Here is a 12,897-nt window from a genome sequence, read left to right as displayed (position 1 = left end):
ACGTGGTGGTGACCGGCGGTGGCCAGGAAGAGCTCGCCGCCGGCGCGATCGCCCGACCGTACTGACGGTCAGGCGACGACGGGGCTGCGGCGCTCGACCAGTACGACGTCGCGCCAGGCTCCGTGGTGGCGTCCGATCCGCTCCCGCGTGCCGATGACACGGAAGCCGGCGCGCCGGTGGACCGCGAGGCTCGCGGTGTTCTCGGGGAAGATCCCGGCCTGGATGGTCCAGATGCCGGCCTGCTCGGTGGAGGCGATCAGTGCCTCGAGCAGGGCGGAGGCGATGCCGCGGCCGCGGGCTGCGGGGTGGACGTAGACGGAGTGCTCGACCACGCCCGCGTACGCGCACCGGTCCGAGACCCTGCTCACCGCCACCCAGCCCAGCACCCTGCCCCGCTCGTCGACGGCGGCGAAGCGATGCCCGGGCAGCTTCGCGGCGTCGAACGCCTCCCAGGACGGCGGGCTGGTCTCGAAGGTGGCGTTGCCCTCGTCGATGCCCGCCTGGTAGATCGCCAGCACCTGCTCGGCGTGCTCCGCCGCCAGCGGCACGACCACCGCGCTCGACGCCCCGCTCACCGTGCCTCCTTGCCCCGTCCCGGTCCGGCCGCAGCCGGCATCGTCAGCAGCTTACCCATCGCGGCGAGCACCGACGGCTCGACCCTGTAGTACACCCAGGTGCCGCGCCGCTCGGAGGTGAGCAGGCCGGCCTCCTTCAGCTTCTTCAGGTGGTGGGAGACGGTGGGCTGGGAGACGCCGACGTCGGAGATGTCGCACACGCACGCCTCGCCGCCCTCGTGGGAGGCCACGGCGGAGAACAGCCGCAGGCGGACCGGGTCACCGAGCGCCTTGAACATCCGCGCGGCGCTCTCGGCCTCCTCGGCGGTCATCGGACGCTCGGTCAGTGGCGGGCAGCACGGCACCACCGTCCGGCCGGCGGCGGGCTCGGACAGGGGCAGCACCTTCGCGTTCGACATACGCCTATGTTGACATACGTCGAACTAGCGGGGTGGGGGAGCGGTGATTACGCCGTAATCACCGCGGGGGAGTGCGGGCGGGTGTGATTACGGCGTAATCACCGGCAGTGGCACGAGCGAGGGGGTGATTACGCCGTAATCACCCGTGGGGTGCGCGTGGGGAGTCGCGCCCGAGAGGTGAAGTCACCTCCTTGGATAGACGCTTATCTATGTTGACGTACATCGATACAGGTGCGATGCTGGCCGCGTAAGTCATCGATGGATGTCTAAACAACGCTAGGAGTCGCCGTGAACGCGCCCGTCACCACCGAGCTGCCCGTCGTCGTGATCGGGGCCGGTCCCGTCGGTCTGGCCGCCGCCGTCCACCTGGCCGACCGGGGCATCGAGCCTCTGGTCCTGGAGGCCGGGCCCACCGCCGGCACCGCGGTGCGCGAGTGGGCGCACGTACGCCTGTTCTCCACCTGGGGGGAGGTCGTCGACCCCGCCGCCGAGAAGCTCCTCGCTCCCACCGGCTGGACACGGCCCGACCCTGCGGCGTACCCGTCCGGCGGCGACTGGGCCGAGCAGTATCTGCAGCCCCTCGCCGACGTCCTCGGCGACCGCGTCCGCTACGGTGCGCGCGTCACCGGTGTCTCCCGGGCCGGCCGGGACCGGATCGTGGACGCCGGCCGCGAGCAGCAGCCGTTCGTCGTGCACGTCGAGTACGCCGGCGGCCGTGAGGAGCGCGTCCTCGCCCGGGCTGTGATCGATGCCTCCGGTACCTGGGCCACGCCCGGACCGGCCGGTGGCAGTGGTCTTGCCGCGCTCGGCGAGAAGGCCGCCGCGGACCGGATCACCTACCGCGTCCCGGACCTGACGGACCCTGCCGTCCGCGCCCGGTACGCCGGCAGGCGCACCGCCGTCATCGGCTCCGGCGCCTCCGCCTTCACCGCCCTCGCCCTCCTCGCCGGCCTCGCGAAGACCGGCGGCGGTGCGGGCACGAAGGCGGTGTGGCTCCTGCGCCGGGGCATCACCGGCTCCACCTTCGGCGGTGGGGAGGCCGACCAGCTCCCGGCGCGCGGCGCCCTGGGCCTGGCCGCGAAGGCCGCCGTGGAGGAGGGCCACGCGGACGCGGTCACCGGCTTCCGCACCGAGGCCGTCGAGCGAGCCGCCGACGGCCGCCTGGTCCTGGCCGGCGAGGACGGGCGCCGCCTGGACCCGGTCGACGAGGTGATCGTGCTGACCGGCTTCCGCCCCGACCTGTCCTTCCTCGGCGAGCTGCGCCTCGGCCTCGACGAGCGCCTCCAGGCCCCCGTCGAGCTGGCGCCGCTGATCGACCCCAACCAGCACTCCTGCGGCACCGTCTACCCGCACGGCCACCGCGAGCTGTCCCACCCCGAGCAGGGGGTGTACCTGGTCGGCATGAAGTCCTACGGCCGTGCCCCGACCTTCCTGGCGATGACCGGCTACGAGCAGGTCCGTTCCGTCGCCGCCGCGATCGCCGGTGATCTGGAGTCCGCCGACCGCGTCGAACTCTCCCTCCCCGAGACCGGAGTCTGCGGCGGCGCCGGCCTCTTCGACGCCCCCGACGACCAGGAGGCCGACGGCGGCGGCTGCTGCGCGCCGGCGGCCGCCCCGGTCGCCCCGGCCGCCCCGGTCGCCGGCGATGAGACCCCGGCGGGTGGCTGCTGCGGTTCGTGAGCGGTCTCGGAGGCGGGGTGAATCCGCGCCCGGCCCCCGAAGTCCCCTCGGGGACGTGCGGGTCAGCCGCCCTGGCCGGCGCTTCCGACCGGGCCGACCTCCACCGGGGAGCCGGAGCCGTCCGTCACGGGCAGTGCGGCGGAGCCCGGCCGGTCGAGGGTGACCGACCTCGTCTCGTCCGGCAGGGTCACCAGCAGGCCCGCGGTGCGGATACCGGAGCCGCCCGAGACGTTGGCCGGGTAGGTGATGCCGAGGGCCGCCGGCTCACCGTCCTCAAGGAGGACCGCGCCGCCCTGCTCGCCCGTGCGCTTCGCGGACAACGTCCCCGACTCGGTCCCCGACTCGGTGTGCAGGCCGACGCCCGCGTGACCCGAGAGCGTGCAGTCCCGGCCGCCGGCGGGGATGCCGGTCATGTCCGGCGCGGGCGCGTTCAGCCGGTGGCGGCCGGCGGCTGCCTCTCGAGCCGACGCCAGATCTCCTCGTAGACCGACTCGCCCCGCTGCTCGGACAGGTCCAGCGAGGCGAGTACGGAGGGCACGGCGATGCTGGGGAACAGATGACGCAGCAGCACGGTGGTCCTGGTCTGCAGGTCCCGGTAGTCGCTGACGGTCTGGGACATGGACTGCACACCGGCGAAGGTGCCCACCACGACGTCGGCGGTCACGGACGGCACGACGTGGGGGAGCAGTTCGCCCTGGGCCTGCGCCTTCTCCAGCAGCTGCCGGCAGACGCCGCTCCAGCGCAGGAAGGGACCGCTGCGGTCGAGGCCCTCCGCGTACTGGTCCATGGTCAGCCGGACGCCCGCGCGCACCATCGGGTCGGACTGCAGGCGGTAGGCGTGCAGCAGCACCACGTCCGCGAGCTCCTGCAGTTTGCAGGGACGGTCGTCGATGGTGAACCGCTGGTCCTGTTCGTGGAGCACGCCCTGGGCCAGCTGTTCCTTCGATCCGAAGTGGAAGTAGAGGGCCCCCTTGGTCACGCCGGCGGCGCTGAGGATCTCGGCGATGGTCGCGGCCCGGTAACCGCGTTCCTCGAAGACCCTCGCCGCCGCCTCGAGGATGATCCTGCGCGTACGGATGGCGCGGTCCTGCTTCACCACTGTGCGGTCCTCCCGGTCCTTGACGATCGCTTCGACGGACGGAGCCCGGAGCGACGCCGCGAAAAAACCGTCCGGTACGTATCTTATCGTCGGCGTCCTGGGCGGCCTCAAGGGTTCCGGTGAAGAGGGGGTGCAAGAGGGGAGGAGGGGACGCAAGAGGGGGTGTCGACGGATCCCGTGACGGACTCGTCCGGGGCCTCGCGGCGGTTGGTGGCAGCTCCGGCGGTCACCTGCCCGCCGGCCGGGCTCCGGAGTGGGGGAGGCGGCGGGACGACAGAAACAGACTGACTGGTCTGCTTTCTGGAGTGATATGCCCTTTATGTTACTCGGAGTGATGGGCGCGACTCGCTGTCGGGAGCCGGGTCGCGTCCCGGTCGCCGCTGCCTCACCGTGCCGTGCCGGCATCGGTGAGGCACTGCCTCGGCGCGGCAACTCCGTTGAAGGAAAGGCACTTCACGTCGGCTTCACCGCTGCCCGGGGGCGGTCGGCGCCGACGGGCGGACGCCTCGCGGGTCTGAAGGTTTCTCCTTTCTCATTGACAAACCAACCATGCTGTTTTTTTAATCGTGTCCTAGCCTGCGTCATCGAACGCCGTCCGGGCGATCAAGGGGCGGCCCTCGCGGCATGGGTCCGCACGCAACCGGCGTGGGGTCCGAGGGGGAGAAGCACAGTGGACATCGAAGTTCTGGGAGCGCTGTCCGTACGCGAGCACGGCGTCTCGATCACACCGACGGCTCCGAAACCGCGCCGGGTACTGGCCCTGCTCGCCCTGCACGCCGACCGGGTGGTCCCGGTCTCCTCCCTGATCGAGGAACTGTGGGGCGACGAACCGCCGCGCAGCGCCCGCACCACCCTGCAGACGTACGTCCTCCAACTGCGCGACCTCATCGGCGAGGCACTGGCCAAGGCCGGTGAGGGAGCTGTCACCGCCAAGGACATCCTGGTCACCCTCCCCGGCGGCTACCGCCTGGAGACCCGCGGCGGCCGGGTCGACTTCCGCGAGTTCGAGCAGCAGGCCGATGCGGGCTATCGGGCCATGGACGCCGAGGACTTCACCGCCGCCGCGCGGCGGCTGCGGGAGGCACTGTCGCTGTGGACCGGCTCCGCGCTCGCCGACGTGACCGCCGGCAACCGGATCGGCCTGGAGGTCGAGCGCCTGGAGGAGGCCCGGCTGTGTGCGCTGGACCGGCGCATCGAGGCGGATCTGCGGCTCGGCCGCCACCGCGAGCTGCTGTCCGAGCTGACCGTCCTCGTCAGCCGGCACCGGATGCACGAGAGTCTGCACGGCCAGTTCATGCTGGCCCTGCACCGCTCCGGCCGGCGCGGGGAGGCGCTCAACGTCTACCAGCGGCTGCGCACCACCCTCGTACGCGAACTGGGCCTGGAGCCGTCGGCGACGATCAGCCGGCTGCAGCGCTCCATCCTGAGGGCCGGCCCGGAGCCCGTGGCGGCCCGCGGCCCGGAGACCGGCGGGCGGGCTGTGATCCGGGTGGGCGGGCCGTGATCCGGGTGGGCTGACCCCGCCCGGCGGCCGGCCGGCCGCCGGAACATACCGCCCCGAGCGGCGAAGAGTTGACCGGCGGACGCGCAACAGGCCGGCAGAAGCGGAAGGTTCGGACAATGGAGATCGCACAAACGCTCGCGCTCGTCGCGGCCACGGTGACCACCGGGCTGGTCAGCGGGCTGTTCTACGGATTCGCCATATCGGTGATGCCGGCACTGCGCGGCGGGGACGACCGCACGTTCATCGACGTGATGCAGCGGATCAACGTGGCCATCCTCAACGGGTGGTTCCTCCTCGGCTACATCGGAGCCCTCGTGTTCACCGCACTCGCGGCCGGGCTGCAGTTCGGCGGCGGGGACCGGGACGCGATGGTGCCCACCGTCTCGGCGCTCGTCTGCTACATCGCCTCGTTGACGGTCACCGGCCGGGTGAACATCCCGCTCAACAACGCCCTGGCGGCGGCGGGAGCACCGGGCAGGATCACGCAGCCCCGTGCCGTGCGGGAGGAGTTCGAAGGGCCGTGGGTGCGGGCGAACGTGGTGCGCACCGTGCTGTGCACCGCCGCCACCGGGCTGCTGTGCTGGGCCCTCGTAGTGCACGGCGGGAGCTGAGCGGCCGGCGGCCGAACGGCCGGACGCCTCAACGGCCGGCGGGCTGCACGGCCGACAGCGCCTCCGTACGGCCGTGCAGCCTGGCCGCGTACGCCGCGCAGCCCAGGGCCGCAGTGCTGAGCAGCGTACGGACGATGTTGACGGCCGCCCAGGTGCCCTCGAAGGTGTCGACGAGGGAGAAGTCCCGCACCTCTGCGGGGTCACCGAGGCCGGCGAGCCGGTCGTTGAGCGGGATCTCGACGCCCACCGTGAGGATCAGGACGGCCAGGTACAGCACGGCGGCCAGGCCCGCCCACAGGGCGACGCCCCTGTGTCCCCGGCGGAACTCGAGGAACGCCGCGGCGCCCGCCGCGAGGAGCGCGCCGAGAAAGACGAGGGCGAACAGGCCGTTGCCGTCGATCTCCGCGTTGAACTGCTGCATCGCGGCCACGTAGGTGCGGTCGTCGGTCCCGGCGAGACCGGGCATCACCGAGATGTCGTACGCGAAGAACAGGCCGGCCATGAGGCCGAGCAGGACGACCGACACGAGGTGCAGCACCCCGGCGGCCCTGCCCGGACGGGCGGCCGGCCGCGACGGTGTCCGCGGCCGTGTCTGCGGCTGTGTCTGCGGCCGTGTCTGCGGTGCGGGAGCGCCGGGGGGACCGTACTGCTGCGGGTACGGAGCGGCTGTCATCGGTACGACCTCGCTTCGGTCTGATGTCCACATATCGTGTCGAGGCGCGCTGTCCCCCGAGGATAGGCGGGCGCCCTCGGCCGCCGCGGCCCGCGAAACGGTTCCGGGCCGGCTTTCACGAGCGGTCCTCGAGCCGTCGTCGAGCGGAGTCCGGGCGGCGTCCGGGGGACCGGTCCGGCGTCGTCAGCCGAGCGCCTCGAGCAGCTCGCGTTCGTGCCGCGCGCTGAGGCCTGCGCGCCTCTCCCGGTCCAGCCCCTGCTCGCGTTCCCAGCGCAGTGTGTCGGCCAGCATCCGCGCCGGGGGCCGGTGACGCAGCCCCGCGGCGCGCGCCGCGGACCCGTCCCGGGCCGACCACCCTTCCCAGCCCGGCTCGACCAGCCACATCGGCAGCGACTCGGGCCCCATGTACTGGGCCACCTCGTGGGCGAGCAGCCACGCCGAGCCGGCGGTGACCACCGGACCGGTGTGCCCGCCGACGGCGCGGGACAGTTTGATCCACTCTTCGAACGGGACGACCGGGCCGACGGCGTCGTAGGTGCCGGTGGTGCCCGTCTCCGCGGCGTCGAGCAGCCAGGAGGTGAGGTCCCGTACGTCGACCACCTGGGTGGGCATGGCCGGGGTGTCGGGAACCAGCATCGGCCCCCGCGGATCACGCGCGGCGCGGGCGACCCAGTAGCCGGAGCGCCCGCTGTGATCGCCCGGGCCGCCGATGAGCCCGGCTCGTGCGATCAGGAGGCGGTCGCCCACGGCGGCCGTCGACGCCTGTTCGCAGGCGACCTTCGCCTCGCCGTACAGCTCGCGGCCGACCTCGCTCCGGTCGGTCGGGGCGAGCAGGGGCGCGGACTCGTCCGCTCCCGGCGTGGCGTGGGAGGCGTAGGCGTTGCCGGATGAGACGTACACCCAGTGCCCGGCCCTGCCGCCCAGCGCGTCGAGCGCACCACGGACGAAGCCCGGCTGCCATGACACCTCGACGACCGCGTCCCACCTGCGGTCGAGCAGAGGGGCGTACGCCGACGGATCGCGCCGGTCGGCGGCGACCAGCGTCGCTCCGTCCGCGACCTCCCCGCTCTCGCCGCGCGCGAGGCAGGTCACCCGATGGCCGCGCTCGACCGCCTGCCGCGACAGCTCTCGGCCCACCCATGCCGTTCCGCCCAGAACCAGGATCTCCACACCCGCACACAAGCACCGGGACCACCGCGCGCCCAAGCGGATTGGCCGACAGCAGATGACCGGCCGCCGGACCCGCGCCGGGACCGGGAAGCCGGAAACTTTCCAGAACAAATTTTGCAAAAATACTTTTGGGAAATCCCCGGGCCGTTCTACCCTCCCGCCATGGTCAGCGAAGAGCACAAACGCGTACTCGATCCCGAGCGGGACGCGGCAGCCCTGAAGGCCCTCACCCACCCTCTGCGGATCCGGCTGCTCGGGATGCTGCGGCAGGACGGCCCGGCCACCGCGAGCGAACTCGCGGTCAGAACGGGGGAGTCGTCCGCTTCCACCAGCTACCACCTGCGGGTCCTGGCGAAGCACGCGTTCGTCGCCGAGGCCGAGCACCGTGACGGGCGGGAGCGCCGCTGGAAGGCCGTGCACGCGGTGACCTCCTGGAGCAACAAGGCGATGGCGGCCGCACCGGGCAGCCACGCCTGGGTCGGCCTGGCGCGCAGAACCCAGATCGAGCACCTGGAAGCGTCCCTCGCCCGGCACGAGGCCGATCTCGCCGACGGGCGGCTGGGCCAGGAGTGGGTGGAGCCGTCCGGCATCACCGACCTGATGCCCCGTCTGACCCCGGAGTCGCTCACCGAGCTCTGGGAGGTGCTCGACCGGAAGCTGAAGGAACTGACCACCCGTGACGTGGACGACCCCCGCGCAGCGCAGGTCGTCCTCCTCACCGCCGGACTGCCCCTGGCACCGCGCGGCCCCGGCACCGAGGCGGACACCTCTCCCCCCGCGGGGACAGAGACCGAGGACGCGTCGTGACCGGCCCGCTGGACACACGCGCCGCACGCCGCCGCTACCTCACGGTCTGCGTGCTGTTCTGGCTGCCCCTCGGGCTGAGCATCGCCCCTCTGATCCTGCTGTTCACCGAGCGCGGCATGGCCATGGCGGCCATCGCGGGCTTCCTCGCCGCGCACTCCCTCACCGCCGCCGCGCTGGAACTGCCCACCGGAGGACTGTCCGACGTCCTCGGCCGCCGCACCGTTCTGGCCTGCGCCGGCCTGCTGAACCTGACCGCCTTGGCCCTCGTGGGCCTGGGCACCGCTCCCTGGCTGCTCGGCCTCGGCATGGCCCTGATGGGCGCGGGCCGTGCCCTGTCCAGCGGCCCGGCCGAAGCCTGGTACGTCGACACCGTCCAGGCGCACTCCGGCCCCGACGCCGAACTGCGCACCGGGCTGGCCCGCGGCGGCTTCGCGACCTCCGCCGCGCTCGCGACCGGCACCCTGCTCGGCGGCGCCCTTCCCTGGCTGCTCGGACTCGGCCCCGACCTCGGCGCCCGGCTCGGCGAGTCGACGTCCGGGCTGGTACTGCCCCTCTCCGTTCCGATGCTGCTGGGCTCGGCGGTCGAGATCGCCTTCGTGCTGTACGTCCTGACCGCTCTGCGGGAGCCGCCCCGGCCGGCAGCCACCCTGCGCGGCGTACTCCACGGCATCCCGGTCACTGTCATGGGCGGACTGCGCCTCGGGTGCCGGGACGCGCTGGTCCGGCGGGTGCTCCTCAGCGCGGGGGCCGCGGGCGGAGCCCTGGCCGCGACCGAACTGCTCACGCCCGGCAGGGCCGCGGCCCTCACGGGCGCGTCGGAGTCGGGAGCGGTGCTTTTCGCCGCACTCGCCTGCGCCGGATTCGTCTGCGCGGCCATCGGCAGCCACCTTGCACCGTGGACCGCCCGGCTTGCGGGCGGCGGCGAACGTGCGGTCATGGCCTGCCTCGGCGCGAGCGCGAGCGGTCTGCTCCTGCTCGGCGCCACCGCGGCGTTCACCGGAGCCGGTTCCACGGTCCTCGCCGCCGTCGGCTACGGCCTGGTCTACCTGGGGCTCGGCGCGGCGGGGCCGAGCGAGAACGCTCTTCTGCACCGCCGCGTCACAAGCTCGGGCCGGGCCACCGCGCTGTCCGTCCAGTCCCTCGCCCAGCAACTGGTGGGAGCCCTCACCGGCTTGGCCATCGGCCTCCTTCCGCCGGGCCCGCCGCCCTGGCTGCTGGGAGGCACCGTACTGCTCGCAGGAGCACTCCTGTGGACCCACCGCGGTGCGGCCACGCCCCTCTCAGGCCGTGGGTCCCTTGCTTCGGTGGATCGATGAGGTGTCGAGTGCTTCAAGGGGGGTGGCCCTGACCGGGTGGGGTCAGTGTCTGCGGCCGCTGTGCAGTTCCAGCTGTTCAGCCTCGAAGCGCGTACGGAAGTCGCGGTCGTGCGAGACCGCGACCACCGCCCCCGGGTACGCCGCGAGCGCCGCCTGAAGGTCCTCGGCCAGGTCGGGTGCGATGTGGTTGGTCGGTTCGTCGAGGACGAGGAGGTCGGCGGGCCGGGTCACCAGGGTCGCGATCTGCAGCCGCCGCTGCTGTCCCACGGACAGGGCGGCGACGGGGACGTGCAGATCCTGTTCGCGGAACAGGCCCAGGGACAGGAGCTGTTCGGCGTACTCGTCCGGCGGCCCGGGCCGTCCGGCGGCGTACGCGGTGAGCAGCGGCAGCCGTGTGGTGTGGACGGGCAGTTCCTGGGCGAGGTAGCCGATCCGGGCAGGGCGGCGCACCGTGCCCGCGTCCGGCTCCAGGTCGCCCGCCAGGACGCGGAGCAGCGTCGACTTGCCCGCGCCGTTCTCGCCCGTGACCAGGAGGCGCCCTTGGGGCTCGATCGTCAGGAGCCCGTCCAGGCGCAGCCGTTCCCTGACCCGTATGCCGTCGAGTTCGGCGAGGGTGCCCTGAGCCGGGCCGCCGGTTGCCGACGGCGGTGCCGTGGTGAACCGCAGCGGTTCCGGAGGCTTCGCCACCGGGTTGCGGCGCAGCCGGTCCAGGCGCTCCCGCACCGAGCGCACCTGCCCGCCGAGCTTCGCCTCGCTGGAGCGGCGGTGCTTGCCGAAACCCTGTTTCGGGTCGCGGCCGGTGATGGCCAGCCGCCTGCCGGCGGCCTCCAGCAGCTCCTGCGCGCGGGCCACCTCCTCGGCCCAGTCCGCGTACCGCTGCTCAGCTCCGCGCCGGGCGGCGGCCTTCGCGGCGCGGTAGCCGGCCCACCCGTCGCCGTACCGGCGCACGGTGCGCTCGTCCCGGTCGACCTCGAGGATCGTGGTGGCGATGCGTTCCAGGAAGCCGCGGTCGTGAGTGACCGCGACGACGGTGCCGCGGTGTGCGCGCAGGTGTTCCTCCAGCCGGCGCACGGCGGCGGTGTCGAGGTGGTTCGTCGGTTCGTCCAGGAGCAGCAGTTCGGGGGCGGCGGCCAGGGTGCAGGCGAGTGCGAGGCGCGCCTGCTCGCCGCCGGACAGCGAGCCGAGTGGGCGTTCCCGGGTGATCCGGGCCAGTCCGAGCCCGTGCATGGCGGCGTCCACACGGGCGTCCGCCTCGTATCCGCCGCGTTCCTCGTATGCGGTCAGCAGTTCGCCGTACGCGGCAAGCTCCTCGTCCGACGCGTCGGCGAGGGTCTCCTCCGCCGTGCGGAGCCTTCGTTCCAGGGGTCCCGGTAGTTCTCGCGGAAAAACAACGCTAAGAGCTCATAGGGGTTAGTGTTCTGCGCCGGAGATCTGTCGGCAGTAACGGGCGAGGGATTTGAGGATCTCCTCGGCGGTCTTGGTCCAGATGAACGGCTCGGGGTCTGCGTTCCAGTCCATGACCCGGGCGCGGAAACCGGCTTTGAGGGTCTGGATGTTCTTGTGCGCGCCGCGGCTGATCTCGCCCGCGTGAGTGAGGGCTTTACGGGGCTGGTCGGTCTCGTCGGCAGCTCGCAGATGCGGTTCAGTCCGGATTCGAGCCGTCGATGTCCAGATCATCGGACACTTCGAGGAGTCGGGCCGCGAGGCTGTCGGCCCACTCCACGGCCCAGGTACGAAGAGCGGTGATGGTGGCCCCGTCCAGGCCGTAGGCGGCGAAGGCTTCGTCGTCGGTCCACTCGGCGCCCGTGAGGTTCGATTGCAGATCCTCGCGCTCGAAGCGGCCACGGGCGTGGCGGCGGCCGAACTCCTCGAGTTCGGCATTGGTCCAGCGGCGGGAGGCCGCGAACACGTCGATCAGGTCGCGGGGCGCTCCGCGGTCGGCGAGGGCGCGGACCTTGGTCCCGATCACGTCCTCCTCCGCGAGGACGGGCCCGTACGGGCTCTGGGCGACCGGCCGCCAGAAGATCTCCTTGAGGATGTCGACCTCGCATTCCTGCCCCGTGGCCGGGTCGGTCACGGTGAAGCGGGCGGACAGCGGGGCGGTCTCCAGTGCATGCACCTGCCACCCCCGTGCTTCGAGACCGCTACGGAGCGTGGCCGCGATATCGGCCATGGGCGCCGGGTTCTCTGTGGCGACATCAAGGTCCTGGCTGGGGCGGTTGACGAGGCGGTGCGCCCGCACCGCATATCCGCCGGTGAGGACCAGGGGATACGGCGAGCCGAGGGCGATCACGTCCGCCAAGAGCCGTGTGTGCAGCTCCGGCATGTCCGTCACGCGGCTGCCCGGGTGCGGGAGGCGAGCTGGGGGAAGGCGTCTTCCCACACGGTGCGCACGGTGCGACCGACGAGGGTGCGCAGAACCGGCCACATCTGGAGGAGCAGATCCCGGTCGAGATACCGGGGCAGATCGTCGCGCAGGCCCTCGTGCAGGACGGTGCGGTACAGGCCCATGCGCTGGCGAGGCTTGCTCAGGTCGTAGGAGGTCATCCCGGACCAAGCCATGTGCAGCGGTAGCTCCACGACCCCCTGGGTCTGGCCGCGCAACTCGTCCAGCGACTCCGGCAGACGCCGCCGGAACTTCTCCCGGTACAGCGCCAGGTCCTCGGCGACCACTCCCGAGAGGTCGCTCGGCGTGGGTGTGAGGTGTTGTGGGCTGGAGGACATGACTCCATTATGGCGACCGGAGAAGTAGGGCGGGGCATGATGTGCGAGCTGGCGTCCGGAGTGAGCCGAGGCGGATCCTGCCGGTGAGCTGGTTGCGCAGTCTCTTCTGCCCTGAGCAGCAGGGATGGGCTGTCGGCGTGACGCTCGTTTGACGCTCTGGACGCCGCAAGCAGGGCAAAGAGGCGAGAAAGCGGCTTTGACCTGGTTTTTTCCCTGACTCGCTCAGGCCGACACCTTTTCGATGACGCACCACGTGGAGTGCGTGGCGATCTTGGAGCCGGTGAAGAAGGGCACCTGACCTGCGGGTTCACCGTACCGGGTCGGCTCTCGACGTGTTCTG

Annotated in this window: 13 protein-coding genes and 2 pseudogenes; 5 read left to right on the top strand and 10 right to left on the bottom strand. The window is 72.2% G+C overall.

Annotated features, from left to right (window positions below):
- Window positions 1–68 precede the first annotated feature (68 nt).
- Together ACFYOJ_RS17640 and ACFYOJ_RS17635 are read right to left on the bottom strand one after the other, a co-directional pair.
- A complete protein-coding gene (locus ACFYOJ_RS17640; protein ID WP_356553107.1) occupies window positions 69–575 on the bottom strand; it encodes an N-acetyltransferase family protein in 507 nt (168 codons plus the stop codon).
- Entirely contained in the window at window positions 572–973 is a 402-nt protein-coding gene (locus tag ACFYOJ_RS17635) for a metalloregulator ArsR/SmtB family transcription factor (protein WP_356553109.1), read from the bottom strand. Before ACFYOJ_RS17635 ends, ACFYOJ_RS17640 begins: the two co-directional genes overlap by 4 nt.
- Before the next feature lie 288 nt (window positions 974–1,261).
- On the opposite strand from ACFYOJ_RS17635, the gene ACFYOJ_RS17630 reads away from it, so the two are divergent.
- Window positions 1,262–2,653 carry an FAD-dependent oxidoreductase gene (locus ACFYOJ_RS17630; RefSeq protein WP_356553111.1) on the top strand — a complete coding sequence of 464 codons (1,392 nt, stop codon included), beginning with the start codon at window positions 1,262–1,264 and terminating at the stop codon, window positions 2,651–2,653.
- 62 nt (window positions 2,654–2,715) lie between these two features.
- On the opposite strand, the pseudogene ACFYOJ_RS17625 reads toward ACFYOJ_RS17630, so the two are convergent.
- Window positions 2,716–3,051, bottom strand: a pseudogene (locus ACFYOJ_RS17625) (DUF4232 domain-containing protein); the annotation flags it as partial.
- A 32-nt stretch (window positions 3,052–3,083) separates the two neighbouring features.
- Window positions 3,084–3,752 (bottom strand): ScbR family autoregulator-binding transcription factor, encoded by a 669-nt coding sequence (locus tag ACFYOJ_RS17620; protein WP_356553113.1) that lies wholly within the window; start codon window positions 3,750–3,752, stop codon window positions 3,084–3,086.
- Window positions 3,753–4,422: 670 nt separating this feature from the next.
- On the opposite strand from ACFYOJ_RS17620, the gene ACFYOJ_RS17615 reads away from it, so the two are divergent.
- Together ACFYOJ_RS17615 and ACFYOJ_RS17610 are read left to right on the top strand one after the other, a co-directional pair.
- Window positions 4,423–5,256 (top strand): AfsR/SARP family transcriptional regulator, encoded by an 834-nt coding sequence (locus ACFYOJ_RS17615; protein WP_356553114.1) that lies wholly within the window; start codon window positions 4,423–4,425, stop codon window positions 5,254–5,256.
- A 116-nt stretch (window positions 5,257–5,372) separates the two neighbouring features.
- On the top strand, window positions 5,373–5,867 hold the full coding sequence (locus ACFYOJ_RS17610; RefSeq protein ID WP_356553116.1) for a DUF1772 domain-containing protein: 495 nt from the start codon (window positions 5,373–5,375) through the stop codon (window positions 5,865–5,867).
- A 28-nt stretch (window positions 5,868–5,895) separates the two neighbouring features.
- Here the strand turns inward: ACFYOJ_RS17610 and ACFYOJ_RS17605 are convergent, their stop codons facing one another.
- Window positions 5,896–6,405, bottom strand: a complete 510-nt coding sequence (locus ACFYOJ_RS17605) for a DUF1772 domain-containing protein (RefSeq protein ID WP_356553118.1) — start codon at window positions 6,403–6,405, stop codon at window positions 5,896–5,898.
- 318 nt (window positions 6,406–6,723) lie between these two features.
- Entirely contained in the window at window positions 6,724–7,710 is a 987-nt protein-coding gene (locus ACFYOJ_RS17600) for an NAD-dependent epimerase/dehydratase family protein (protein WP_356553119.1), read from the bottom strand.
- 162 nt (window positions 7,711–7,872) lie between these two features.
- Between ACFYOJ_RS17600 and ACFYOJ_RS17595 the strand changes: the two genes are divergently transcribed.
- Together ACFYOJ_RS17595 and ACFYOJ_RS17590 are read left to right on the top strand one after the other, a co-directional pair.
- Window positions 7,873–8,517: a helix-turn-helix domain-containing protein gene (locus ACFYOJ_RS17595; protein ID WP_356553121.1), complete on the top strand. Its 645-nt coding sequence runs from the start codon at window positions 7,873–7,875 to the stop codon at window positions 8,515–8,517.
- Window positions 8,514–9,833: an MFS transporter gene (locus tag ACFYOJ_RS17590; RefSeq protein WP_356553122.1), complete on the top strand. Its 1,320-nt coding sequence runs from the start codon at window positions 8,514–8,516 to the stop codon at window positions 9,831–9,833. Before ACFYOJ_RS17595 ends, ACFYOJ_RS17590 begins: the two co-directional genes overlap by 4 nt.
- Window positions 9,834–9,875: 42 nt before the next feature.
- Here the strand turns inward: ACFYOJ_RS17590 and ACFYOJ_RS17585 are convergent.
- The 4 genes and pseudogenes from ACFYOJ_RS17585 to ACFYOJ_RS17570 all read right to left on the bottom strand — a co-directional run.
- A pseudogene (locus ACFYOJ_RS17585) lies at window positions 9,876–11,195 on the bottom strand (ATP-binding cassette domain-containing protein); the annotation flags it as partial.
- A gap of 48 nt (window positions 11,196–11,243) precedes the next feature.
- The gene (locus ACFYOJ_RS17580) at window positions 11,244–11,510 is read right to left on the bottom strand and encodes a hypothetical protein (protein ID WP_356553124.1); all 267 of its coding nucleotides are present in this window, start codon (window positions 11,508–11,510) and stop codon (window positions 11,244–11,246) included.
- Window positions 11,476–12,159, bottom strand: coding sequence for a nucleotidyl transferase AbiEii/AbiGii toxin family protein (locus ACFYOJ_RS17575; RefSeq protein WP_356553260.1), 684 nt, complete (start codon window positions 12,157–12,159; stop codon window positions 11,476–11,478). The genes ACFYOJ_RS17580 and ACFYOJ_RS17575 overlap by 35 nt, the downstream gene beginning before the upstream one ends.
- Window positions 12,160–12,164: 5 nt before the next feature.
- Window positions 12,165–12,557, bottom strand: a complete 393-nt coding sequence (locus ACFYOJ_RS17570; protein ID WP_356553125.1) for a hypothetical protein — start codon at window positions 12,555–12,557, stop codon at window positions 12,165–12,167.
- Window positions 12,558–12,897 lie beyond the last annotated feature (340 nt).

Source organism: Streptomyces sp. NPDC006384 (genome assembly GCF_042870695.1).
In the GTDB taxonomy this organism is placed as follows: domain Bacteria; phylum Actinomycetota; class Actinomycetes; order Streptomycetales; family Streptomycetaceae; genus Streptomyces.
Note: the sequence above shows the minus strand (reverse complement) of the source record. Positions and strands in the feature narration are given on the sequence as shown.